Genomic DNA, 22,176 nt, shown 5'->3' with positions numbered 1-22,176 from the left:
ACAGACGTAGTCACGGAGCGCTACCGTTCACTCGAACACAGCAGGCCACAGCCGCCCCAGAACCCGGACGAGAACGGGCAATTCGGGCAAGTCTTCCCACTCACAAGAGTGAATGATGTTGACGCACCGCAGCTGTCGCAAGCTTGTGACAAGCCTAGGCGAACACCTGCCCCTATGTGCGGGATTCGGGGACGTAGGGTTCTCCCCATGGCACCGAAGCGCCCACAGGCACCCCAGCCCCCAGGCAACACCGGAGCTCCGCGCCGTAAGAGCAGCGGATCACCGTTGGACCACGTCGGCAACGGCGTGAAGTTCCTGGGCGTCAGCGTGCTCTCCGGAGTCCTGCTGGCAGGCCTCACCCTGCCCGCCGTCGGCGCCATCGGGCTGACCGCCAAGGACACGGCGGAGAGCTTCGACAACATCCCCGACGACTTCAAGACCCCGCCGCTCACTCAGGCGACCCAGATCTTCGACGCCAAGGGCGGTCTGATCGCCAAGGTCTACGAGCGCGACCGCACCGTCCTGACCGCCGATCAGATGTCACCCCTCATGCGGCACGCCCAGGTCGACATCGAGGACGCCCGCTTCTACGAGCACGGCGCCGTCGACCTCAAGGGCGTCCTGCGCGCGGTCGGCAAGAACGCGGAGAGCGGCACCGCCTCCCAGGGCGCCTCCACGCTGACCCAGCAGTACGTGAAGAACGTCAACGTGGAGAAGGCCGGCGACGACCAGGCGGCCGTCCTGGAGGCCCAGCGCAAGACCCTGGGTCGCAAGATCCAGGAGCTCAAGGTCGCGATCAAGCTGGAGGAGGACCTGACCAAGGATCAGATCCTCACCAACTACCTCAACATCACCTTCTACGGCCACCAGGCCTACGGGGTCGAGGCCGCGTCCCAGCGCTACTTCAGCAAGAGCAACAAGGACCTGACCGTCGCCGAGGCCGCCACCCTCGCCGGGATAGTGCAGAACCCGTCGTCCTACGACCCGGTGCGCTACCCCGACAACACGGTCAAGCGTCGCAACGTCGTCATCGACAAGATGCTGGAGAACAAGCACATCACCGCCGACCAGGCGAAGGAGGCGAAGGCCGCCCCCCTGGGCCTGAAGTTCAAGGACCCGCAGAACGGCTGCATCACCGCCCAGGCCGGCATGGGCTTCTTCTGCGACTACGTCCGCCACGTGGTCAAGCAGGACCCGGCCTTCGGCAAGTCCGCCGAGGAGCGCAAGAAGCTCTGGGACACCGGCGGTCTGAACATCTACACCACGCTGGACCCGGACAAGCAGGCCGCCGCCCAGAACGCCGTCACCAAGAACGTCAACGTGACGGACCAGGTGTCGGCCGCGGCGACCATGATGGAGCCCGGCACCGGCAAGATCCTGGCGATGGCCCAGACCCGCCCGTACGGCCTGGACCAGAACAAGAACCAGACCGTCGTCAACCTGAACGTCGACGCCTCGATGGGCGGCGGCAACGGCTTCCAGACCGGTTCGACCTTCAAGCCGATCCTCGCCGCGGCGGCGCTGGAGTCGGGCATGTCGAACACCCAGGCGTTCCCGTCCCAGAACAAGATCGAATACCCGCAGATGACCACCTGCTCGGGTACCTGGAAGAACACCGACAAGCCCAAGGCCACGGTCAAGAACGAGCAGGACAGCGAGGTCGGCCCCTACGAGCTCAAGGAGGCCATGGCCCGCTCGGTCAACACCTACTTCGTGCAGATGGAGCAGCAGGTCGGCCTCTGCTCGATGAAGCAGATGGCGAACAAGCTGGGCATCACCCAGTCCGCCAAGGGCGACCAGTTCCAGGAGGTGCCCTCGATGGTCCTGGGCACCCTGGAGCTCTCCCCGCTGACCATGGCGAACGTCTACGCGACCTTCGCCGCCCGCGGCAAGTACTGCACCCCGGTCGCGATCAACAAGATCACCACGGTGGACGGCAAGGAACTCAAGGTCCCGCAGTCCCAGTGCAGCCAGGCCTTCTCCGAGCAGACCGCGGACTCGCTCAACGCCGTCCTGCTCAACGTGACCGAGAAGGGCACCGCGGCCGCCCTCGGCCTGGACGACGGCCGCAAGATCGCCGGTAAGACCGGTACCACCGACGAGAAGAGGGCCGCCTGGTTCGACGGCTACACCCCGTCGCTGGCCACCGCGGTCTGGCTCGGCGGCCCGGCCGGCGGCGTCAAGATGAAGAACATCAACATCGGCGGCAAGCACTTCGACGAGGTGTTCGGCGCGACGGGCCCCGGCCCGATCTGGCAGATGGCGATGAACCAGGCACTCAAGGGCACGCCCCTGGAGCCGATCCAGACCACCAACATCCCGGACCCGCAGCCGGCCACGCCCCCGGCGAACGCCACCCCGCCGGCCGACCCGAACACCCAGCCGCAGCCGCCGGCCGGGAACCCGCCGCCGCCTCCGGGCAACGGCAACCCCGGTGGGGTGATAGGGGGAGGGTTCACCCTCCCGCCGGGCCTCATCGGCGGCGGCAACGGGAACGGCAACGGCGGCAAGCACGGCGGCGGCAACGGCTGACGGGCCGTCCGCGTGACCGCACAGCGAAGGGGCGCCCTCCGGTTCTTCCGGGGGGCGCCCCTTCGGCGTGTTCCGGGCCCTGCGGCTACGGCGTGTTCCGGGGCTCCGCGCCTACGGCGTGTTCCGGGGCCCTGCGCCTACGGCGCTCAGGCCAGGGCGGCCTTCACGGCGGCGGCGACCCGGCCGCCCTCGGCGAGGCCGTCCACCTTCGGCTTGACCAGCTTCATCACGGCACCCATCGCCTGCGGGCCGCTCGCCCCGCTCTCGGCCACGGCGGCGGCCACGATCGCGGTCAGCTCCTCGTCGGAGAGCTGCTTCGGCAGGTACCCGGCCAGCAGCTCGCCCTCGGCGCGCTCGCGCTCGGCCTGGCCGGCCCGACCGCCCTTCTCGAAGGCCTCGGCCGCCTCCCGGCGCTTCTTCGCCTCGCGGGTGATCACCTTGAGCACCTCGGCGTCGGACAGCTCTCGCTTCGCCTTGCCCGCCACCTCCTCGGCGGTGACGGCGGCCAGCGTGAGCCGGATGGTGGACGAACGCAGCTCGTCCCGGTCCTTGATGGCAGCCGTGAGGTCCTCCTGCAGCTGCGCCTTGAGCGTGGTCATGGGCATGAGTCTTCCACCTGCGACGTTCGGTCGCTCGCCATTAACCGGGCGCGGAGCGGGAGCAGTGTCCCGGCACGCTCTGTAACCATTTATCCTGGTTACATGACCCATGGAGAGCGGGAGCCGGCGACCGGCCTGGTCCTCACCACCCCCGGCGGCAGCCGCTTCCTCTTCGACCCCGGCGCCCTCTGCCTCGAACTGCTCCCCACCGGCGGCCCCGGCGACTACGCCCGGTACGAGGTACTGCACCGGCCCTCCGACCTCGCCGACTGGCTCCCGCAGTCCCGGCTGCGACTGCCCGCCGACGCCGTACGGATCTCCGCCGAGCAGCTCGCCGCCGCCCGCACCCTCCGCGACGCCCTCTGGCGCCTGGCCGCCGCCCGCGCCCACGGCGAGGACGGCACCGCCGAGGACCACACCGTCCTCAACCGGGCCGCGGCCCACCCGTCGCTCGTCCCCCAGATCGCCCCGGACGGCACCGCGGCGGCCCCGCTGCCCGCCGACGGGGCGCAGCTGGTCTCCACCCTCGCCCGGGACGCGATCGCCCTGCTCACCGGCCCGTACGCGGAACGGATCCGCGAGTGCGGGGCGCACGACTGCCGGCTGCTGTTCGTCGACACCTCGCGACCCGGACGGCGGCGCTGGTGCTCGATGGAGCGGTGCGGCAACCGCAACAAGGTCCGGGCCCTGCGCGCCCGGCGGGAGTCCGAGGAACCGGCCCCGGCCGCCGCCCCGGTTCCGCCCCCCGTTCCGTCCCCGATTCCCTCCCGGGAGCCCGTTCCCGCACCGGGCCACCGCACGTTCACCAGCTGATCCACCGTCTGAGAGCATGGGCTGATGCGACCGCTGTACTCCGTTCCGCTCGGCTTCGCCGCCGCCGGCGCCGCCTGTCTCGCCTACTCCGTCGGGTACGAGGTACGTGCCTTCCGGCTCCGCCGGGTCGAGGTCCCCGTCCTGCCCCGCGGTGCCAGGCCCATCCGGATCCTGCAGGTGTCCGACATCCACATGGTGAGCGGACAGGGCAAGAAGCAGCGCTGGCTGAAGAGCCTGGCCGGCCTGCGCCCCGACCTGGTGGTCAACACCGGCGACAACCTCTCCGACCCGCTCGGCGTCCCCGCCACCCTCGACGCGCTCGGGCCGCTCATGGAGTTCCCCGGCGTCTACGTCTTCGGCTCCAACGACTACTACGGCCCGGCCCGCAAGAACCCGGCCCGCTACCTCCAGGCCATGCGCAGCGGCATCCACGGCATGAACAACCCCGACGGCACCGCCAACCGCGGCATCAGCGGCGCCGTCCACAACCCCTGGGAGAAGCTCCGCGACGGCTTCGACGCGGCCGGCTGGCTCGACCTCACCAACACCCGCGGCCGCCTCGCCGTCGCCGGCCTCGACCTGGAGTTCACCGGCCTCGACGACCCGCACATCCGCCGCGACCGCTACTCCGAGGTCGCCGGCGGCCCCTCCGCCGACGCCGACCTCTCCCTCGCCGTCGTCCACGCGCCCTACCTGCGCGTCCTCGACGCCTTCACCGCCGACCGCTACCCGCTGATCCTGGCCGGCCACACCCACGGCGGCCAGCTCTGCATCCCCTTCTACGGCGCCCTGGTCACCAACTGCGACCTCGACACCCGCCGGGTCAAGGGACTCTCCACCCACCAGGCCGGCGGCCACCGCTCCTACCTCCACGTCTCGGCCGGCTGCGGCACCAACCGCTACACCCCGATCCGCTTCGCCTGCCCGCCCGAGGCCACCCTCCTCACCCTCACCCCGGCACCCCGCTGACCAGCACCGGACGCCCGCACGAAACCGGATTTCGTGTCTCGGCGAGCGTCCGGTAGAGTTCTACTCGTCGCGAAGGAGACAGAGCGACAAACCGCAGGACCGGGGTGTGGCGCAGCTTGGTAGCGCGCTTCGTTCGGGACGAAGAGGCCGTGGGTTCAAATCCCGCCACCCCGACCCAGTAAGACCAGCTCAGGGCCGGTCTCCCGCAAGGGAGACCGGCCCTGACTGCGTTTCAGGCCCGACGGGGAGTGAGCTGGGGAGTGGATCAAGGAATCCCGCTCCCACAGCCAGGGGGTGGAGATGCCAGACGGTTCGTTCGTAGTGTTCTGGTCGGTACCGGTGATCGCGGTAGCGCTGGTCTGCTTTGCTGCGCTGCGGGAGCACGGCACGCATGTCGCCAAACGAGCCGCTTATGTGTTCCTCAGCATCGCGATCCTGCCGGCGCTGTTCTTGGCGTGGGTCGTGTTCGAGGTCATCTCAGTGCTCGTAGCGGGCTGAGAAGGCGCCGGGCTACTGGCCGTCCCTCAGCAGCGCGTCGAGGACGGCCACCGGCGAGCGGGGAGACAGCCGCCGGCGGGCGGCGAGCGCTTCCTCCCAGATCCGAGTCAGGCCCTCCATCAGTTCGTCGCGCATCTCCTGCGTGACGTGGGAGTAGCGGGCCCCGACAGAGCCGTCGAGGTGGCCCATCCGCTCGTCGGTCAGCACCTTCGGCGTCTTCAGCCAGTCCAGCATCACCTTGTGCGAGTGGCGCAAGCCGTGCGGCGTGAGTCCTCGGGCGATCGGCAGCCAGCACACCTCCGCGCGCGCAGCCGCGCCGCGTCCCCGGGCTGGGACACCTGGCCAGGGCTCAGCCAGCACCGAAACCGGGTGCTCCGACTGAGGGGACTTCTTCGGGTACCAGCCCGTCGCTGCGGGCTGGAACAGCCACTGTGCGAAGCCGCTCCGCCTCCAGTGCGCCGCGTTCTCCCCGCCGGCGCCGTTGCGGAGGTAGCCGAGATCGGCGATGGCCTTGGTGACGCGCAGCCGGTTGACCTCCGGCACAGTCTCGGGCCGGTTCAGCACGTTCGACACGGTGCCGGTGGAGACCCCTGCACGCCGGGCGACGTCGACGAGCTTCACGCCGCTGCGGCGAGCCGCGCCGTTGGCGGCTCCGTGGCCGCTGAAGACGTAGGTTCGCCCGTGGCAAGCGCAGGGCTTCGGCTGGTTCCGCTCGATCTGCCTGGCCAGCAGGGCCGAGAGGAAAGGCGGGGTGTCGATCGTGCGGTACGAGTCGTCCTTGGGCGGGCAGCGGTGAAGCTCCCCGTTGTCCAGCTCGTACAGCTGCCACTCGATCCGCACGCTCGCGGGCCGGACGTACTCCGTTTCCAGTCCAACCAGCTCGCCCCACCGCTTGCCGGTGAACCCCTTGGAGACCACCGCAACGAACTCGTCGTCCCGTCCGGAGAGCAGGGAGGCGCGCTCGCCGATCAGCAGGCTCCCAAGAGCGTCGGTCACTACCTTCTCGGGGCCGCGATTGCGCGACCGGCCGGCACGCTTCCCCCGGCCTCGCCGCCTGGCCGCCGGGTTCGAGTCTCGAATTCCGTCCTCCACCGCATCCCCGAGGACCAGGTGCAGCGTGCTGCGCCAGGTCTTGATGCTGCTCACCGCGTAGCCGCGCTCCCGCTCCGCCTTGGCCCACCCCTCGATCCGGGCTCGCGTCATCTCCACGATCGGAACCGACTCGAACTCGGGGAGCAGGTGCTGCTCGATGTGTCGCTTGTAGTTCTGCATGGTCGAGGCGGCCAGGTCCTGCTCGCCGTACCAGGAGCTGGCGTACTCGCCGAAGGTGAGCAGCGTCGGCACGGACTGCGGTTCCGGCGCGGGCTTGGGCGCCGGCGGCAGCGTCCCGGCACGGACCAAAGCCTCCTTGTCGTTGGCTGCTTTGGCCGCCTCCCGCTTGGTGCGGAACCGGATCGTGGCACCGTTCTCGTCGGCCACGGTGGCGAGCTTGCCCGGCGCCAGCCAGTACCTGCCGCGGTAGTAGTCGCCGCGCTTCTCTCCGAACCCCATTGCTGTTCCCTCCCCCTACGCAACCGCGGCCGTCTGGAGCTCACGCAGACGCCGACGCGGCGGCCGCGCCTTGAGGCGCGTCTGCGGCACGGCAGCCCGCTCAGGGCCGACAGGACAGGCCGAGCGCGCCGGCTGCGGGTCGACGGCGACCAGGGGCGGGCTCACCTGCGGGCGCACTTCGAGAAGCTTGACGATCTCGGCCAGGTGCTCGGCCGTGAACCTGTAGCTGTTGCCGACCCGGCAGTACGGGATGAGGGTCTTTCTGGCCTGGTCCTTGACCCACCACTCCGAGCGCCCGAGCATCGCGGCGACCTGATCCGGGCGGTACAGCGCTTCGGGCGTGACGGGTGTGACACTGTGACGGCTGTGACTGGTCATCCCTGTCCCCCGTTCTCGTCCGGGACGACGTAACCGCCGGCCCGCCTCAAGAGCTGAGCGTCGTTGGCCATGCGCGAGCAGGTCTGCCGGACGAGGGCCGGCTCCAGGCCAGTCCCCTCGGTGATCTGCTTCGGCCTGGCCCCCGGGTTGGCACGCACGTAGCGCAGGATCGCGGCGCGGGTGTCCCCGATGGTGTGGTCGGCAGCGGTGCCTTCGAGGAGCTGCCAGGCACCCGCCTCCGGGTGGAAGCGGAGCGCGTACTCGGTCTCGTCCACGTCGCGGCCGGTGACGTGAAGGACCCCGTCGGCCTGACCCCGGGCGCGCTTGAGGACCAGGGTCGCGTCGGCGGCACCGGCCAGGCCGTTGGTGCCCGAGACCTCGGCGAGGAAGTCGTCCGAGCCGGCCTTGCGGACGTGGTGGACGAGCACGATCGCGATGCCGTAGTGGTCGGCGATCCGCTTGGCGTGCCCCACAGCCGCGTAATCCGCGTCGTAGGCGGAGGCACCGGGCATGGACGGTCCGCGCATCTTCGCGAAGACGTCGATGATGACCATCCGGGCGTCCGGGTGGCGCTCGACCCACTGCGCGATGGCCTCGCTTCCGCCCTGCGGCAGCGCGGGGCAGGAGGTGGCGAGCGTCAGCGTGGACGGCGCCGGAGCGGTACCGAGGATCTTGCGCATCCGGGTCTGCAGGCGGCGCGCGGTGTCCTCCAACGCCAGGTACAGCACCGGACCGGAGTCCACCCGGACCCGCTCAAGGGCCTGGCCGCCGGCGGCGACCGAGAGCGCCAGGCCGAGCGAGAGCCACGACTTGCCGACCTTGGGCGGCCCGGCGAGGAGGTTGACCCCCTCCGAGATGATGCCGGGCACCGCCCAGCGCGGCTCAGGGAACTGCGCCGCCATCAGCTCGTCGGCGGTCCAAGCGGTACGGATGCGCTGCTGCGTGGGCTGCAACGGCAGGGGTTCCGGCGAGCCGACTACCGAGATGTACGAGGACTCGCTCACGCCGCCCACCTCCGCGCGACCGTACGGGGACGCTTGGCCCCGGCGCGGAAGCCCGAGGCGACGGTGGCTCGGGCTTCCCGCTCGGCCAGCCCCTTCGCCAGAGCAGTCGAGACGAGCCGCTCGGCGACCTCGGAGGCGGACAGCTCGCCACCGGCCACGAGCTGCCCCAGCGCCACGGAGGCGAGGTACAGGGCCCGGTTCCGCTGCCCCGGGCGGGCGCTGGTGACGCGCTCCAGCTCACGTCCCTCCGCAGCGTCCAGGTAGGCGCGGTGGCGGTCGCTGGCGGTCAGCTTGGTGGTGACGTGCACCTGCGGCGGCAGAGATGCTGGTACGAGGAGCTCGCGGATCCAGTCCGGCAGCGGCGCGGGTTCTTCGTCGCGGAGCACCAGGTAGCGGCTGCCGTCCACCGTGCTGCCGGCGCCGACCACGTAGCCGCCACAGGCCCGGGTGTCGACCTTCCACCCGAGAACCGAGGCGGTGTTCCGCAGCTCCACACCTGCGGGGGCCGCGAAGTAGAGGTGGAGCCCGCGGCGGGTTCGAACGGTGTGGGTCTCACCCGGGAACGGCTCTCCCGTTTGCTCGGCGAGGTGAGCAAGGGCGTCCCGGCCGTCAGCCACTCCGGCCGGTGTCCCGGCCGGCGGCCGGTCCTGGCTGTGCTTGGGCACGTCCAGGTCGATGACCACCAGCCGGGAGGGACCCGTGGCGACACCGACGTTGTAGCGGCCCGCGGTCCAGCACCGGGCGGCACGCCGGCGGTCGATCGTGGCGCGCGACTCCCAGGACTTGACCGCCGGACGCTTCTCGCCAGGCACCAGCGGGAAGACGTGCCAACCGCGTTCGATGGCCGTGAATGCAGCCCGCAGCAGCGGGGAGGGGGTGGTGTGGTGCATCCTTGGAGCACCTCCTTATTCCTGGATGGGATGGAGGCCGGGGCAGCGGGCTTCCTGATCCGTCGTCCGCTGCCCCGGGTTTGGCTGACGCGTCGACAACCGGCATTACTGCTGGCCAGTCGGGCGTCGGCTGTCGCCGAGTCGTCTGGTGGCTCAGCGGCCAGCCGTGGTGAGCGCGGTGAGCAGGGCGTGGATGGGGCTCGCCACCACGGTCGCGGCGGCGGTGAAGCCCGAGAGCCAGACCGCGGCGGCGGCGAGGATGCTGACTCGCTTGGCCCAGACAAGGACCGCGGTGATGGCGAAGAAGATCAGAGCGGTGGAGATGGTGACGGCCACGGCCGGATTCCCTTCGTGAGGACGTCAGCGGGCGCCGGCCCACAGGCGGCGTGCGAGGTTGTAGAGGTGGCGTCCGACGCGGATGCGCTTGCCGATGCCGTCGCAGCGGCGGCAGTGCTTCCCCCGGCAGGGCCGGCCACGGCGGTCGTACTTGAGGTGGAAGCCGAAGCCACGGCACTTACGGCAGTCGCCGAACGGGCTGGCCGCACAGAGCAGTGCATAACCCAGCGTGATGAATAGCAGGACGGGGCTAGCGGTCAGCAGGGCGCTGGACATGCGTCCTCCCTGGTGTTTACGGGCGCCCCGAGACGCGGGGCGCTAGGCGATAGATCCCTGTTCAGGACGGTTTGAGCGTGCTAGCGGGGGCGCTAGGTCTAGCGGGTGCCGGTGCTAGACCTAGCGCCGACGGCGGTCAGGCCGCATCGCGCTTCTGATCACGCTTCGTAGCAGCGGCGACGACGTGAGAGCGGGTGATGCCGCGCCGGTTGGCGCCCTTACCGTCCTCGGCGGTGCCCCAGACCTGGCCAGTGCTGATGCCGTGCGGTTTGAGGGCGGCTGTCAGCTGGTCGGGCGCCCACCCGGCGTAGACCTCCGAGCGGAGCTCCGCGAGCCGGGCGACGACGGTCTCCGACCACACCTTCGCCTCGGCGGCCGGGACAACGGCGAGGATGTCCGCCAGCAGGTCGTAGGACGGCCCGTCGGCCGGCGTGCTGTCCTTGCCGGCGGCGTATCCGGTGAGCAGGCCGGCCCGCTCGCACACCGCTCGGGCACGGGTGGCGATGGCTTCGGCCGTGGGGGCGTCGATGTTGACGGCCCGCACGATCCGGGCGTCCGCGCCTTCGCCGACGAAGTAGGCGATGCCCTTGTCCGCCCAGGCGAACGTGGTGGCCCGGATGCCGTTGCGGTAGGAGCTGGTGCCCAGGACCATGTCGTTCTCCAGCTGGCCCATGACCTTGAGGCACAGCCGGACGGAGGCGTTGGCGCTGATGCCGGTCGGCAGCGACTTGGCGTCCGGGCGCTGTGTGGCGAGCAGGAGAACGATGCCGGTCGCCGGACCGCGCTTGACGAGGTCCGTGCAGATCTCCTCCAACTCACGCCCGTAGAGCTGGTGTTCAAACCACTTCTGGCACTCGTCCACGCCGATGACGATCGGGTGCAGCCCCAGCGACTTCTTGTCGGCCAGTTCGCTGGTGACCTTGGACTCGGGGCAGATGTCTCGTGGAAGGGAGCGGATCACCTTGGCGCGACGGCGCAGTTCCTCGCGGATCGCGCGCATGTCCTCCAGGGCGTACTTGATGTCCTCGTCGTCCTCGCCGGCCCGGTGACGGTGCGAGACCTTCTCCCCGACCGGGTCCAGGTCTCCGGTGCCCTTGAGGTCGTAGGTGTGCAGCTCGGCGCGCGGGTCCAGGGCCGCGATCAGCAGGAGCAGGCGCAGCAGGAAGGTCTTGCCCATGCGCGGGATGGCGCCGATGACGCCCGCGACGTACATCAGGGTGACGTCGACCCAGCGTCCGCGCTGGTCGGTGGCGAAGCCAACCGCCTTGAACAGATCCACGGTCCCGGCCTTGAGCAGCGGCCACTCCGGCTGGCGCGTCTTGTTCATGTCCTGGTCGCCAACCCAGAGCGCCATCATGCCCGGGTGCTCGCCCGCCATCGGCTCCGGCCACACGCAACCCAGCGGCCGGCGCAGACCGGAGGCCAGCTTGTCGCGCTTCTCCATCACCTCGCCGACCGTGACTCCGGGCGGGAGCTGGACGTCGGCGCGCCAACCGGGCCCGTCGCGGGTGATCGGGGCCGTGAACTCCACCCGGCCGCCCTTGGAGAGGTACTGGGTCATACCGCTGATGGCCAGCACGGACAGCGCCCGTTCCACCATCTCGGAGGTCAGTCGCTGCACCGTCGCCGCAACCACCGCGCGGGAGATCAGCGGCTGATCGGCCGGTGCCCCTGCTGCGCCGAGGCCGAGCACAACGGCGGCGACGAGTGCCAGTTGGATCCAACCGGGAGTGCTCAGCACCAGCAGCGGGACGAGCGCAGCGGCGGTCAGGGCGTACAGGACGATGAGCCAGCCGCGCGCGGCGACCCGCCGGTCACGTTGACGGGTCAGCTTCAGGTACAGCTCGGCGTCCTCGGTGGCGACGGCGTACGCGCGGATCGGCTCGCCTTCGAGGTCGCGCGTCCACCGACGGAACTCCCGCATCGCACGGGCCGCACCGCGGGGCGAGCGCACCGCGAGCTTGCCCGCATAGGCCGGCAGGCGGGCCGCGTGGAAGCCAATCGTGTGGGCGTAGTGGCCCACCGTCCAGCGAGCCGCTGCCTGAAACTCGGCTTTGCTCCGGAGCCAGGCCGGGACCACCGGTCGGCGTTTCTCTGCCTGAACGCGCTCCAGCCACCCGGGACCGGCGGGCGCCGGCTTGTCGACCGGCGCGGCATGTGCGCCTTCGTATACCGAGTCCGTCTCTGGGCTGCCCTGGTTGGCGGCCGGGGCAGGTTCGGTGCTGTGCCGCTCACGCTGGGGCCCGCCCTGGCCGAGGCCGGCCGGGCTGCCGTCGCGGTCGGCGTTCAACTCGGCTTCGAGGCGCGCGAACAGCTCGCGCGCGTCGTCGCTTTCGTCGTCGTGGTTCACTGTGGATCCTTCCTCACGTCGGTGGTGAAGGGGACCCGGGACGCGCTGTGCTGCCAGGCGGGGCGTGTCCCGGGAGTTCGTCGGCGTCTCAGAGCGAGCGCGCCGTGTCGGCTTCTGCGGCGACGTCCGGAACGTTCTCCGGCTCGGCTCCGCCCGGCCTGTCCAGCTGCCACGGCTGTGCCCCGGCGGCGTAGTCCCGGGCCAGCTCCAGGAACGTGTGCGCCGCGCTGACCAGCGCCTCCGCGAACGCGAGGTGCGCGGCGGGACCGTCAAACTTCGGGCTCGGGCCGAAGATGTCGATCTCGCCCGTCGCGGTCGCCAGCCTCAGAACGGGGCAACCGTCGGCCTGTCGCTTCCCGGTGACCGTGATCTCGGGAGAGGCGTGCACGTACGTCACGATGAGGTTCATCGCACAGTCCATTCAGGTTGGGGATGACTCGGTCACTTGTCGGTCGCGCCGACGGGGGCGGGCTGCCGTTCCGTCCGGACGGTCCGGATCTGCTTGGCACCCCACTCGGGGGACATGCCGTATGTCCGCCCGATCTCGGTCGGCGAGGGAACGCGGCCGTCGGCGAGCGTGCGCCGGATCGCTGCCCGTGCCGCACGGCGCTTCGCTTCCATCGCGGCGTCGTCCGGCGCGGCCGGTACGGAGGTTGTACGGGGTGTGCGCTTTGCGCTTGTACGGCCCCTGAGCTGGCTGTACGGGGTTGTACGCCCCGCTGGCGGCACTGCCGGTGCAGAGCCGTTGGCGTCGGCCCGCAGGAGTTCGGCGACCGGGCGGGCAGCGGCGAAGCCGGCTTCCACGGCGGCCCGCGCATCGGTCATCCACAGCGCAGGCCGACCGGCGGCAGGCTGGGCGAGCAGGTCCACGTCGGCCCGGTCCCCCGGGCACAGGTACTTCGCCACCGCCGCTGACGCCTTGGCGTGCGCGCCGAGCAGGTCCGCAGTAACCCCGGGCTCGGCACCGTGCACCGCGCGCCAGGCCAGCGCCCACAACTCGTCCGACGCCAGCTCCGAAGGCAGCGCGCTGGCCAGCCACCTCGCGGTCTGCGCCACCTTGCGGTGATGGCGCCTCCGCCGGCGGTCGCGCCGTGCCTGGCACGGGTCGCTGACGCCCTCCCGCTGCGAGTGCAAGTACATGTGCCAGGTGATCGGCGCGGCGAGCGAGCCGCACGCGGCCACGACCGCGAAGCCGATCCCCCACATCTGCGCGCCGTGGGTGAGATTGACGCCCGCGGCGACCAGGGCCGCGGCCCAGATGCCCGCATGGTGCACCGCCGCGGACAGGCCGCGCTCGTCCCGCACCCGGCCTTGCAGTGCGAAGACCCACGTCAGGGACTCCAGCGCGCTTCCGCCAGCCAGCGCCATCGGCAGCGACCAGCGCTGAGCGAGAAAGCTGATCTGTGCCGGCAGCGCCACCACCACGAACAGCACGATCACCGCCAGAGTGGCCAGCAGCGCCGCACGGCCGGCCAGGGTTTCCCGGCGGTCGGCCCACCTTCGTGCCCGCCCGGAGCGCCGCCGCGCCCTGCGCCGCTCGCGCTCGGCCTCCGCGACCGCCCGCAACTCGGCCAACGCCGCCTGGCGCTCCCGCTCGGCGGCCATGCGCGCGCTCTGCGCCACGGCATCGGCCTCGGCCCGCTCCCGCCCGGCCTGCGCCCGCGCGAGCTCCACAGCGACCGCATCCAACTGCCGTGCGGCCCGCGGACTGTAGACGGTCGGCCGGCTCATGCGGCCGTCCCCGGCCGGAACGACCGGTAGTCGGCGGAGCGTGTCACGAGCGTGGCGACATCCAGCAGCAGCTCCGCGGCGTACGCGACCAGCTCAGGCGCGTCCTCGCGGAGGTCCGCCAGAATGCCCCGGGCAGCGTCCACGCGAACAACGCGCTCAACGTCGGATTCGCCCGCCCGGCCGACGAACAAATCACGGAGAAACTCCGGCAGTTGCTCGCCTTCCGACACCCGACCGGCCTGCTCTTCGAACTCCTCGGCCTTGTCGGCCTGTCGACCGTGTAACGAAGTGCGCATGCTTCTCCTGCTCCTGGAAGGGATGGAGAGAGCCAGGGCGGCGGGCTTCCTTGACCCGTCGACCGCCACCGCTGGCGACGGATTACTCAGACGTGGATACGCCGCGGGGCAGCCATCCGCTGCACAGCCTGAACGGCCGTCATGACGGCAGAGGAGGAGCCGAGGCCGACCAGGAAGGCCAGCAGCCAGCCGCCGCCGGAGGCCAGCTCGGCGCCACCGCCGAGCGTCGCCGCAGTGAAGGCGAGACCGTGGACGCCCCACGACGCCACACTCCCGCCGGCCGTCTTCGACTCGGGCCGGCGGCCCACCAGCTCCAGGTCGTACCGCTGGACCTGGCGCAGCTCCCCGCCGGAGAGCTGGATCACCACGACGCTGCCGTCAGCCTGGTCGGCGGCACCGGCCACCGTGCCCAGCGTCATGTCGCTCCGGTCGCGGACGACGTCACCGATTGCGAGTTGCATTGGCCCCCCTCTCGGGCTCGGAAGCGGGTCCGGTCATGCCCGGCCGCCCGCAACTCCTTAAGAGATCCTGTCCTCAGGTCCTCTTAAGGAGTTGCAAATGACTATGAGCCACGTCACCCCAACTCGTCAAGTCCTCTTGAGGACTTGTATGCTGGTTTCCGCTAGACGACCAGGACGGTGATCACATGGCGAAGGCGTATGAGCGCATCGCGGACGACCTCCGCCAGCTCATCCGGGCAGGCGAACTGAAGCCCGGCGACCGGCTGCCGGCGGAGACGAGCCTCGTCGGGCAGTACGGCAAGAGCCTCCCGACCGTCCGCCAGGCCCTGGCCCTCCTCCAGGCCGAAGGACTGATCGAGAAGCAGCACGGTCGCGGCACCTTCGTCCGCAAGGCACGCAAGCTCGTACAGCGCAGCAACGACCGACACCAGTGGGAGAAGGACCGCGCGCGCAGCTCGCTGGCGGAGCGTCAGCAGACCGGCGCGACCGAGCGCGACACCGGCCTGGAGCTGGACGACCTGGTCTTCACTGCCGAGTACCGGCAGATCCCCGCGGACGCCACGTGGGCGGCCGCCTTCGGAGTGACAGAAGGAACGACTCTGCTGGAACGCGTCTTCCATACGCGCTATCGCACGGAGACAGCTCCCTTCAATCTCACCCGTTCGTACCTGGTCCACGACATGATCGCGGGCAACCCCGACCTTCTGGACGCCACAAAGGAGCCCTGGCCCGGCGGGACGCAGAACCAGCTCCACACGGTCGGCATCGAGGTCGACCGGATCGTCGAGCGCGTCACCGCGCGGCCACCGACGGCCGAGGAGACCGAGGAACTGGAGTTGCCGCCCGGCACCGCCGTCCTGGTCCTGCGAAAGACGTCCTTCGACGTCAAGGGGCGCGTCGTGGACATCGCTGACGTCACCCTCCCAGGCGACCGCACCGAGCTGACCTTCACCACTCGACTGGAAAGGTGGTGAGGGCCGTGCAGCGGCGCATCATCATCGTCACCGCCGTCCACCCGCCGGCCGCGCACTTCCTGCCGGACGCCTACAAGTCACTCTGCGAGCAGGAACTGCCAGAAGGCTGGGACTGGCTCTGGCTGATCCAGGAAGACGGCAGGAGCGACCAGGTCACCCCCTACGTCCCCGACGACATCCGGATCAGCTTCCGCCAAGGCCGACCTGGCGGTGCGGGCATGGCCCGGACCATGGCGCTGGCGCGGGCCGAGGGCGAGTACGTCAAGGTGCTGGACGCCGACGACATGCTGGCCCCCGGCGCCCTCGCCCGCGATATCGCCGCGCTCACCTCGAACCCCGAGATCGGCTGGACGACCTCCCGAGTCCTTGACCTGCTCCCAGACGGCTCGTTCGTCGGCTTCGACCAGGACCCGCCCGCTGGCCCCATCGAGCGCGATGCCGTCCTGGACCACTGGAAGGCTCACGACTACCGCGCCCAGGTCCACCCAGCGACGCTCTGCATCCGGCGCGACCTGCTGCTCGCCCTTGGCGCCTGGATGGCCCTCCCCGCCTCCGAGGACACCGGTCTTCTCCTCGCACTCAGCGCGGTGAGCCGTGGCTGGTTCTCCCCGGAGGTTGGCCTGCACTACCGAAAGTGGCCCGGCCAGGTGACCAGCCAGGCCGCCCACGTCGACAGCGCCGAGCGCGAGGCCCGGATGACGGTCATCGAAGCCAGGGCGGAGCTGCTTGCGGGCCTGGCGTGGCAGTACCCCGCCGGGGCCTGAGCATTTCGTCTCGCGGCCGGAACGGCAAGAGCCCGGACACCTCTCCAGGACGGAGAGGTGTCCGGGCTCATCCGTAGTCAGTACCTCAGGGATGGGGTGGCCTGGCCGGCCTCCGCGCACGATCGGCCCGGAGCGGCTGCACTTCCCCTGCCTGCTCGAAATCCGTCAGACGCGTGCGCTGGGCTGGGCAGAGGCCTGCGCGTTCACTTCGGCGCCGTACAGGCCGGGCGGATCCTGATCATGTGGGGCTCGGCCGGCTCCAACAGGTCGCCGACGTAGAGCGCCAGCGTCCAGCTGCCCGTGCACCGCACCTGACCCGCGATGAACTCCGCCGCACCTGGCCGCCCGAGGCCGCACTCAATGAAGTCCCGGTGCCATGCCCACACCGTCAGCTGCTCGATCTCCCTGTGCAGCGCCGCAAGCGCGTCGGGGAGCCTGAAGAACTCCGCCTCGGGCATGATGCCGTCGATCGAGGCCACGACCGGGCCAAGTGCCTTGATCTCTCCGTCGTTCATGCTGAACACTGGCGTGTCCTCCTCGGCCTCTCGCTGATGCTGCGCGGTCTGGTCCGTGCTCACAGCGCGCCCCCGTCCGCCGGGGCAACCAACGCCCAGACCGACTTGCCCACACCACCCTCACGGGGGCGCACGCCCCACTCCTTCGCGAGCTGGTCAACCAGCCGCAGCCCGCGGCCGGACTCGTCCTCATCGCCCGTCGTGCGCATCGTCGGAATCCGCTGGCTGGCGTCGTGAACCTCGATGCGCAGCAGTCCGGGCTCCATCTCGAATCGGACGAAGATCAGACGACCCGGCACCCGCGCGTGTTGCACGGCATTGCTGACCAGCTCGGATAGGACCAACTCGCCGCTTTCCAGGAACGGTTGGCTGCCATCGACGCCGGCCAGAAACTCCCGGAGCAGAATCCGAGCGGCACCAGCGGACTTCCGATGACGAGACAACCAAGCCTGAGACGTTCCGATGAGCCTCGTCACTTCCCGACCCCCGTCAGTTCTGGCCCGCCGGTCGAGAAGACCGCCTCGGCTCGGTCACTGGGGAGCACCAGCAACACGCCCATCACCACGCGACCGGCGCTATCGACCGACGTACGCTCGATCGCCAGGACGGGATTTCGGGCAACGATGCGAAGCGCATCGGCCTCTTCGGAGCTCGGAAAGCGCGCAGTGACGCGCTCGGCAGTCGCCGCACACTGGATGCCGCGCGCGATCAGATGCGCGCGGACGTCGTCACCCCAGGGCGACCACGGAGCTTCCGGGAGAGGAGCGTCCAGCGCACGCGGCACGTAAACGCGCGCCAGACCGCACGGGCGACCGGCCTGCGCGCTGAGGTAGACACGCTCGACCACCGGAGTCTTGGCGCGGACCCGGAGCAACGACTGGAGCTCGCCCGCTGCCCTGACCTCGGTCACGGTGACCTCGATCCGCAGCGAAGGCGGGTAAGCCGCTGGTGCGTCCTGTGAGTGGCACCCACCGGCGTAAGTGATCGGCTGGACCGGACGGCGAACGAAGTTCCCATTGCCATGGAACTTCTCGATCAGCCCCTCGGACTGGAGCTCGTCCAGAGCCCGACGCAGAGTCGGCAAGCCGACTTCGTAGGTCGCGGCAAGCTCACTTTCCGGGGGCAGCTTGCTGCCGGCCGCGAGCGCCCCGGAGCCGATTCGGCGCCGGAGGTCCTCGGCCACGCGTGTGTATCGGACAGCCATGGCGCGCTCACCACCTCCGGTTGTCATCGGTGGAGCTGCGGTACGGGGGCGGGGCCGGGGCACGACAGCTCGAATACGCAACGAGCTGACGTCTGGCCCACGTCGGGGCGGGGCGGATAAGGTCGAACACGCTGATCAGCTCCCATACAGCTGACGGCACTGCCCCGCGACGGCGACTGCATCGTCCGTCGCGGGCGCATCCATGCGGACGGCGGCCCATGCGATCAGGCCGCGGCTGGCGCTGCTGACAAGTCCGAACTGGTCGGCCGTCTCCAGCAACGCCAGGAGAACTCCCCACGACTCGGCCGTTGTCGAGTCCGGCACCTCCGTCTCTATGCAGGCGTGATTGCCGTGATCCTTCATCTGCGGATCGAGCCCGAGGGCCAGGAGACCAGCAGTGATGCCGTCAGCACGTGCCTGATCGCACGAGGACACAGGACACCCCTCCGTAGCCCCTTGGCCACTCACAGCGAAGCTAGTTAACTAGATTAGACCTAGTGGACTAGATTTTCCATATGCGTGAGCAACCTCCGTACCTGCGCATCGCAGACGCCCTGCAAGAGCGCGTCGCCAGCGGGGAATGGGCACCGGGCGACCGCCTGCCCTCGCGCGCTCAGCTCGCGCGCGAGCTCGGCGTAGGCGACAACGTCGTGCGCCGCGCGCAGGAACTCCTCATCCTCCAGGGCGCTTTGGAAGGCCGCGCGGGCTCAGGCACGTTCGTCGCCGAGCCGCGCCAGCGACTTCGGCTGGTCCGCTCCCGAGCACGCGAAGACCGCGGAGGTTCACCCTTCCAGGCCGACATGACCAGCCTCGGCCGGCGGGGAACCTGGGAGAGCCGCACCGACGCCAAGGTCCCGGCGCCGGCGGACATTGCAGCCCGCCTCGGCATCGCAGAAGGCGACCTCTGCGTGCGCACGTCCTACGAGTACTTCGCCGACGGCAAGCCGATCCAGCTGTCTACCAGTTGGGAGCCCTACAACCTCACCGCGGGCACGATCATCGTCCTGCCCGAGGGCGGCCCGCTCGCCGGCGCCGGCGTGGTCGGCCGCATGGCAGAAATCGGCATCACGGTCAGCCACTTCACCGAACAGCCCGAGCCCCGGCAGGTGAGCGACGAGGAAGCCTCCCTCCTCGGTGTACAGCGCGGCTCCCTCGTCACCCACATCCGGCGCACGTACGTCGCCGACGACGGCCGCGCGGTCGAGACGGCCGACATCGTTCTCCCCGCCACCCTCTGCGAACTGGTCTACGAGGTACCCATCACCCCCTGAGCGGCCGCGGACTTCCGCACGCAGCGGGATCGCCTCTGCCTCAGGTCCGGCTGAAACATCAGGCGCGGTCGTCACAGCTGTCACAGCGTCACGCACCCGCCCCGGATACTCCCAGGCCAGCTGACACAGCGCCCCAATGTTTCAGCCTGCATACCTACAGCGCGCACCAACGGACATGCAGCAAGTCAGCCGTTGACAGGGCCATGCGTCCCGTCCAACTCCTAGAATCCTCAAGACATCAAGAGAACTTCATGTCTTGGGGGGCGACTTGGCCGCGGCCGAGCAGATTGTGACGATCGCAGCCGTCCTCGTGGGCGCGCTGACGACGCACCTCACCAACCACGCGATGGAACGGAGGCGGAAACAACACGAGCTGCTGACCCGGTGGGACGAGAAGAAGCTCCACGCGTACGAGGGCTACATCGACAGGATCAGGTCGTGCGTCTTCCTCGCCGTCCACCTCTACGAGCACAAGGAAGGCATCCACGCGAGCAACAAGGGCGAGCACGAGCTCACCACGGAGCTGGCGGAGGCCAACTGGCAGCGCGGCCGAGCCTTCGAGCGCATCATGCTCCTCGGCGGCGACGAGGTCGTAGAGGCTGCGCACCGGCTCAACGCGGCAGCCCTCGAAGTCGACTGGCAGGCCGGCGGCAAGGTCCACGGCACTCTTGACGAGTGGCGCACCCGCAACCGCGCCGTCTTTGGCGCCATCAACGAGTTCCACGACGCCGCCCGCCAGGATCTCGGTGTCCAGGGCAACGTCACCGGCGAAAGCCACCCGGAGCGTGACCTGTTGTTGCCGCCCCCGCGGGGCGGCTCGAACGGCAACCACTCCTAATGGCAGGCACCGCCGCCGCAGACAGCCATGCGTAAAAGCCTTCTCTACGGGTGGTCCAAGGGCGCGCACAGCGCGCCAGCGCGCGGCCTTGCCGCTCGCTGGCACTCCTGTCTTCGCCCCGCTTCGGCGGCGGCCGGCCACGCACGGCGGCCGACGGCAGAGGTGTGGGTGCAGGCCACTACCGGCCGTGGCTGGTGACGGGCGGCTCCAGCTGGTGCTCCGCCTCAGCACAATTGCTCAGAACAGAGCTTGAGGGCCCGGATTCTCGGGCTTCTCATCCGATACTTGAACCGCTGCGCCAGTTCCTGTGTACTTCCGCCATGCGGCTGACCCGCCGCCCTTGCCCGGGACGCGCTCGATCTGATGGGCGCCTGCGAGCCTCAAAAAGATGCTCTTTACCTTGTTCTCGGATCCGATTCCAGTGATCTCGCGGACTTGCTTGTTCGTAATCTCTTCGTGAGCATCAAGCAATTCCATGATGAGCTCTTCCGGCGTCCCGAGCTTCTGGTGTCGGATCTCAACTAGCACCGAGTTGTCGGTCTGCTTGATGACCGGGTCCTTCAGCTGCAGCTTCTTCATTGCCGCAAAGGCAGTGTTTAGCCCCTCCCCGACATCCTTGTTCGGCGGGTTGGGGAATTTGTTAATGAGGCGCACGATGGTTCCGTTGCGCGAGAAGCGCTCGGAGAGAATGTTTTGAACGGTGATGTGGGCCGGAAGCGACCCGGGACTTTCGACTTCCACACGATTGTCGAAGACCCTTACGTGGACATCGTCGGCGATTCCGTAGTCTCTGTGAATAACCGCGTTCGTGATAATCTCATGCAGGGTTTCGAACGGATAGGAGATTGACTCCAAGCCGTCCGGACCCAGGATGCGAACCTGTTCGATGATCTCCACGGTTCGCTCTACCGCCTCATGGATTTGATCATACAGGCAGCCTTCGATCGTAATTGGATCGAAGGCCAGATTCTCGCGGGCGCCCTGCTCGTCAGTTGTCTTGTGCCGGTACAGCTTGATTGCCGAGCGCTTGGGGAGTGCGACCTGAGGCTCGTCGGCAAAGAGGAGCAAGGCGGCAACAGTCGGCTTATTCTCATGCGTGAGAAGCTGCTTTCTGAGCCAGGCGGACGGTTCGGCGCTCGGGACGACATCGAGCATGAATCTGATTATTACTTCAGAATTTGTGATCAGATCGAGTGGGGCCGCAACCGTCTCGGTCTCAAAGGAGGTGATTCCTTTGTTGCGACTCAGGCGAATGAGTTGCTCTGCGGATGTATATGGGATGCTCTGCGCCCCTCGCCGCACGTACGCCTTCCCGTCGGATGCCTTCATTACCTGGCGGGTCTTCTGGATGGATACGTGAAGCACTAGGCCGGCGTTCCCCTGCGGGGCTTGGAGGAATTCGTAAGAGAATTCTTGGCCTAGCGGAAAAAGGCCGTCGAAGACTAGAATGTGCGGATTCGCCGACTCGGTATCGGAAAACCCGCGCCATGCTCGAATATTGTTGGCCTTGTCGAGCTCGTCGATTCCAATGTAGAGCTCTCCGCCATCGGCGTTTGCAAAGGCTGAAATTGCCTTAGTGAGCTTGGATGGGGAGATCTCGATGGCCTTCAGGTCTGCGAAATGGCTCTCTTCGAGGCGAAGGATCTTAGCGACGTCGCTGGCGGTGACCGGCAGTACCTGGATCGACATGGCAGGATTCTTCCACAGCGCCACCTGAGGTGTCCCCAAGATTGGCCCACCTTCTGAAGGCGGATCATCATCGCCGAGCAGGATCCGGGGATCAGTGGGCTGACGAGAATGGCATGAGTGCTGGTGGGCGCGAGTGAGTCAGCTTAGGGCGTCCGCCAGTAGGTCATCGGATGCGGGGGCTTCGAGGCCGGGTATCCCAGCGGTAGAGGGTCCAAGCCCGTCTGATTAGGCAGCGGA

At 69.1% G+C, this 22,176-nt stretch carries 25 protein-coding genes and 1 tRNA gene; 9 read left to right on the top strand and 17 right to left on the bottom strand.

The window, feature by feature from the left end:
- The first annotated feature begins 207 nt into the window (after positions 1-207).
- Positions 208-2,532: a transglycosylase domain-containing protein gene (locus ACH4E7_RS39390; protein WP_396254019.1), complete on the top strand. Its 2,325-nt coding sequence runs from the start codon at positions 208-210 to the stop codon at positions 2,530-2,532.
- Positions 2,533-2,678: 146 nt separating this feature from the next.
- Here ACH4E7_RS39390 and ACH4E7_RS39385 read toward each other — a convergent pair whose 3' ends face one another.
- On the bottom strand, positions 2,679-3,131 hold the full coding sequence (locus ACH4E7_RS39385) for a GatB/YqeY domain-containing protein (RefSeq protein ID WP_396254018.1): 453 nt from the start codon (positions 3,129-3,131) through the stop codon (positions 2,679-2,681).
- Positions 3,132-3,233: 102 nt separating this feature from the next.
- On the opposite strand from ACH4E7_RS39385, the gene ACH4E7_RS39380 reads away from it, so the two are divergent.
- The 4 genes from ACH4E7_RS39380 (at position 3,234) to ACH4E7_RS39365 (ending at position 5,411) form a co-directional block, all read left to right on the top strand.
- Positions 3,234-3,944 carry a CGNR zinc finger domain-containing protein gene (locus ACH4E7_RS39380; protein ID WP_396254017.1) on the top strand — a complete coding sequence of 237 codons (711 nt, stop codon included), beginning with the start codon at positions 3,234-3,236 and terminating at the stop codon, positions 3,942-3,944.
- Between the two features lie 24 nt (positions 3,945-3,968).
- Positions 3,969-4,913 (top strand): metallophosphoesterase, encoded by a 945-nt coding sequence (locus ACH4E7_RS39375; RefSeq protein WP_396254016.1) that lies wholly within the window; start codon positions 3,969-3,971, stop codon positions 4,911-4,913.
- 100 nt (positions 4,914-5,013) lie between these two features.
- Positions 5,014-5,087, top strand: a tRNA-Pro gene (locus tag ACH4E7_RS39370).
- Positions 5,088-5,207: 120 nt separating this feature from the next.
- On the top strand, positions 5,208-5,411 hold the full coding sequence (locus ACH4E7_RS39365; protein WP_396254015.1) for a hypothetical protein: 204 nt from the start codon (positions 5,208-5,210) through the stop codon (positions 5,409-5,411).
- Positions 5,412-5,423: 12 nt separating this feature from the next.
- Here ACH4E7_RS39365 and ACH4E7_RS39360 read toward each other — a convergent pair whose 3' ends face one another.
- The 11 genes from ACH4E7_RS39360 to ACH4E7_RS39310 all read right to left on the bottom strand — a co-directional run bounded on the left by ACH4E7_RS39360 (position 5,424) and on the right by ACH4E7_RS39310 (position 14,684).
- Positions 5,424-6,962 (bottom strand): LacI family DNA-binding transcriptional regulator, encoded by a 1,539-nt coding sequence (locus ACH4E7_RS39360; RefSeq protein ID WP_396254014.1) that lies wholly within the window; start codon positions 6,960-6,962, stop codon positions 5,424-5,426.
- Between the two features lie 15 nt (positions 6,963-6,977).
- A complete protein-coding gene (locus tag ACH4E7_RS39355; protein ID WP_396254013.1) occupies positions 6,978-7,340 on the bottom strand; it encodes a helix-turn-helix domain-containing protein in 363 nt (120 codons plus the stop codon).
- Positions 7,337-8,344, bottom strand: coding sequence for an AAA family ATPase (locus ACH4E7_RS39350; RefSeq protein WP_396254012.1), 1,008 nt, complete (start codon positions 8,342-8,344; stop codon positions 7,337-7,339). The genes ACH4E7_RS39355 and ACH4E7_RS39350 overlap by 4 nt, the downstream gene beginning before the upstream one ends.
- Positions 8,341-9,234: a bifunctional DNA primase/polymerase gene (locus ACH4E7_RS39345; protein ID WP_396254011.1), complete on the bottom strand. Its 894-nt coding sequence runs from the start codon at positions 9,232-9,234 to the stop codon at positions 8,341-8,343. The genes ACH4E7_RS39350 and ACH4E7_RS39345 overlap by 4 nt, the downstream gene beginning before the upstream one ends.
- Positions 9,235-9,387: 153 nt before the next feature.
- On the bottom strand, positions 9,388-9,570 hold the full coding sequence (locus tag ACH4E7_RS39340) for a hypothetical protein (protein ID WP_396254010.1): 183 nt from the start codon (positions 9,568-9,570) through the stop codon (positions 9,388-9,390).
- A 24-nt stretch (positions 9,571-9,594) separates the two neighbouring features.
- Positions 9,595-9,846 carry a hypothetical protein gene (locus ACH4E7_RS39335; RefSeq protein WP_396254009.1) on the bottom strand — a complete coding sequence of 84 codons (252 nt, stop codon included), beginning with the start codon at positions 9,844-9,846 and terminating at the stop codon, positions 9,595-9,597.
- 136 nt (positions 9,847-9,982) lie between these two features.
- Entirely contained in the window at positions 9,983-12,196 is a 2,214-nt protein-coding gene (locus ACH4E7_RS39330; protein WP_396254008.1) for a cell division protein FtsK, read from the bottom strand.
- A gap of 88 nt (positions 12,197-12,284) precedes the next feature.
- Positions 12,285-12,605, bottom strand: coding sequence for a hypothetical protein (locus tag ACH4E7_RS39325; RefSeq protein WP_396254007.1), 321 nt, complete (start codon positions 12,603-12,605; stop codon positions 12,285-12,287).
- Between the two features lie 32 nt (positions 12,606-12,637).
- Complete coding sequence (locus ACH4E7_RS39320; protein ID WP_396254006.1) at positions 12,638-13,927, bottom strand: hypothetical protein; 1,290 nt, start codon at positions 13,925-13,927, stop codon at positions 12,638-12,640.
- A complete protein-coding gene (locus tag ACH4E7_RS39315; protein WP_396254005.1) occupies positions 13,924-14,223 on the bottom strand; it encodes a hypothetical protein in 300 nt (99 codons plus the stop codon). The genes ACH4E7_RS39320 and ACH4E7_RS39315 overlap by 4 nt, the downstream gene beginning before the upstream one ends.
- Before the next feature lie 86 nt (positions 14,224-14,309).
- Positions 14,310-14,684 (bottom strand): hypothetical protein, encoded by a 375-nt coding sequence (locus ACH4E7_RS39310; RefSeq protein ID WP_396254004.1) that lies wholly within the window; start codon positions 14,682-14,684, stop codon positions 14,310-14,312.
- 185 nt (positions 14,685-14,869) lie between these two features.
- Here ACH4E7_RS39310 and ACH4E7_RS39305 point away from each other — a divergent pair, with 185 nt between their 5' ends.
- Positions 14,870-15,658 (top strand): GntR family transcriptional regulator, encoded by a 789-nt coding sequence (locus tag ACH4E7_RS39305; RefSeq protein ID WP_396254003.1) that lies wholly within the window; start codon positions 14,870-14,872, stop codon positions 15,656-15,658.
- Positions 15,659-15,663: 5 nt separating this feature from the next.
- Entirely contained in the window at positions 15,664-16,422 is a 759-nt protein-coding gene (locus ACH4E7_RS39300) for a glycosyltransferase family 2 protein (RefSeq protein ID WP_396254002.1), read from the top strand.
- 203 nt (positions 16,423-16,625) lie between these two features.
- Here ACH4E7_RS39300 and ACH4E7_RS39295 read toward each other — a convergent pair whose 3' ends face one another.
- The 4 genes from ACH4E7_RS39295 to ACH4E7_RS39280 form a co-directional block, all read right to left on the bottom strand.
- On the bottom strand, positions 16,626-17,000 hold the full coding sequence (locus ACH4E7_RS39295; RefSeq protein ID WP_396254001.1) for a hypothetical protein: 375 nt from the start codon (positions 16,998-17,000) through the stop codon (positions 16,626-16,628).
- Positions 16,997-17,413 carry an ATP-binding protein gene (locus ACH4E7_RS39290; RefSeq protein WP_396254000.1) on the bottom strand — a complete coding sequence of 139 codons (417 nt, stop codon included), beginning with the start codon at positions 17,411-17,413 and terminating at the stop codon, positions 16,997-16,999. Before ACH4E7_RS39290 ends, ACH4E7_RS39295 begins: the two co-directional genes overlap by 4 nt.
- The gene (locus tag ACH4E7_RS39285) at positions 17,410-18,120 is read right to left on the bottom strand and encodes a GntR family transcriptional regulator (RefSeq protein WP_396253999.1); all 711 of its coding nucleotides are present in this window, start codon (positions 18,118-18,120) and stop codon (positions 17,410-17,412) included. Before ACH4E7_RS39285 ends, ACH4E7_RS39290 begins: the two co-directional genes overlap by 4 nt.
- Positions 18,121-18,276: 156 nt before the next feature.
- Positions 18,277-18,576 (bottom strand): hypothetical protein, encoded by a 300-nt coding sequence (locus ACH4E7_RS39280; RefSeq protein WP_396253998.1) that lies wholly within the window; start codon positions 18,574-18,576, stop codon positions 18,277-18,279.
- A gap of 80 nt (positions 18,577-18,656) precedes the next feature.
- On the opposite strand from ACH4E7_RS39280, the gene ACH4E7_RS39275 reads away from it, so the two are divergent.
- Together ACH4E7_RS39275 and ACH4E7_RS39270 are read left to right on the top strand one after the other, a co-directional pair.
- Positions 18,657-19,412, top strand: a complete 756-nt coding sequence (locus ACH4E7_RS39275) for a GntR family transcriptional regulator (RefSeq protein WP_396253997.1) — start codon at positions 18,657-18,659, stop codon at positions 19,410-19,412.
- Between the two features lie 289 nt (positions 19,413-19,701).
- Positions 19,702-20,250 carry a hypothetical protein gene (locus tag ACH4E7_RS39270; protein ID WP_396253996.1) on the top strand — a complete coding sequence of 183 codons (549 nt, stop codon included), beginning with the start codon at positions 19,702-19,704 and terminating at the stop codon, positions 20,248-20,250.
- Positions 20,251-20,487: 237 nt separating this feature from the next.
- On the opposite strand, the gene ACH4E7_RS39265 is transcribed toward ACH4E7_RS39270, so the two are convergent.
- Entirely contained in the window at positions 20,488-21,939 is a 1,452-nt protein-coding gene (locus tag ACH4E7_RS39265) for an ATP-binding protein (protein ID WP_396253995.1), read from the bottom strand.
- Positions 21,940-22,176 lie beyond the last annotated feature (237 nt).

Source organism: Kitasatospora sp. NPDC018058 (assembly GCF_044327205.1).
Taxonomy (GTDB): Bacteria; Actinomycetota; Actinomycetes; order Streptomycetales; family Streptomycetaceae; genus Kitasatospora.
Note: the sequence above shows the minus strand (reverse complement) of the source record. Positions and strands in the feature narration are given on the sequence as shown.

Coding starts and splice junctions, on each gene's coding strand:
- ACH4E7_RS39355 (WP_396254013.1), bottom strand. CDS start 7,340: ATGACCAGTCACAGCCGTCACAGTGTCACACCCGTCACGCCCGAAGCG.
- ACH4E7_RS39345 (WP_396254011.1), bottom strand. CDS start 9,234: ATGCACCACACCACCCCCTCCCCGCTGCTGCGGGCTGCATTCACGGCC.
- ACH4E7_RS39265 (WP_396253995.1), bottom strand. CDS start 21,939: ATGTCGATCCAGGTACTGCCGGTCACCGCCAGCGACGTCGCTAAGATC.
- ACH4E7_RS39320 (WP_396254006.1), bottom strand. CDS start 13,927: ATGAGCCGGCCGACCGTCTACAGTCCGCGGGCCGCACGGCAGTTGGAT.
- ACH4E7_RS39335 (WP_396254009.1), bottom strand. CDS start 9,846: ATGTCCAGCGCCCTGCTGACCGCTAGCCCCGTCCTGCTATTCATCACG.
- ACH4E7_RS39315 (WP_396254005.1), bottom strand. CDS start 14,223: ATGCGCACTTCGTTACACGGTCGACAGGCCGACAAGGCCGAGGAGTTC.
- ACH4E7_RS39380 (WP_396254017.1), top strand. CDS start 3,234: ATGACCCATGGAGAGCGGGAGCCGGCGACCGGCCTGGTCCTCACCACC.
- ACH4E7_RS39385 (WP_396254018.1), bottom strand. CDS start 3,131: ATGACCACGCTCAAGGCGCAGCTGCAGGAGGACCTCACGGCTGCCATC.
- ACH4E7_RS39375 (WP_396254016.1), top strand. CDS start 3,969: ATGCGACCGCTGTACTCCGTTCCGCTCGGCTTCGCCGCCGCCGGCGCC.
- ACH4E7_RS39390 (WP_396254019.1), top strand. CDS start 208: ATGGCACCGAAGCGCCCACAGGCACCCCAGCCCCCAGGCAACACCGGA.
- ACH4E7_RS39305 (WP_396254003.1), top strand. CDS start 14,870: ATGGCGAAGGCGTATGAGCGCATCGCGGACGACCTCCGCCAGCTCATC.
- ACH4E7_RS39310 (WP_396254004.1), bottom strand. CDS start 14,684: ATGCAACTCGCAATCGGTGACGTCGTCCGCGACCGGAGCGACATGACG.
- ACH4E7_RS39325 (WP_396254007.1), bottom strand. CDS start 12,605: ATGAACCTCATCGTGACGTACGTGCACGCCTCTCCCGAGATCACGGTC.
- ACH4E7_RS39275 (WP_396253997.1), top strand. CDS start 18,657: ATGCGTGAGCAACCTCCGTACCTGCGCATCGCAGACGCCCTGCAAGAG.
- ACH4E7_RS39360 (WP_396254014.1), bottom strand. CDS start 6,962: ATGGGGTTCGGAGAGAAGCGCGGCGACTACTACCGCGGCAGGTACTGG.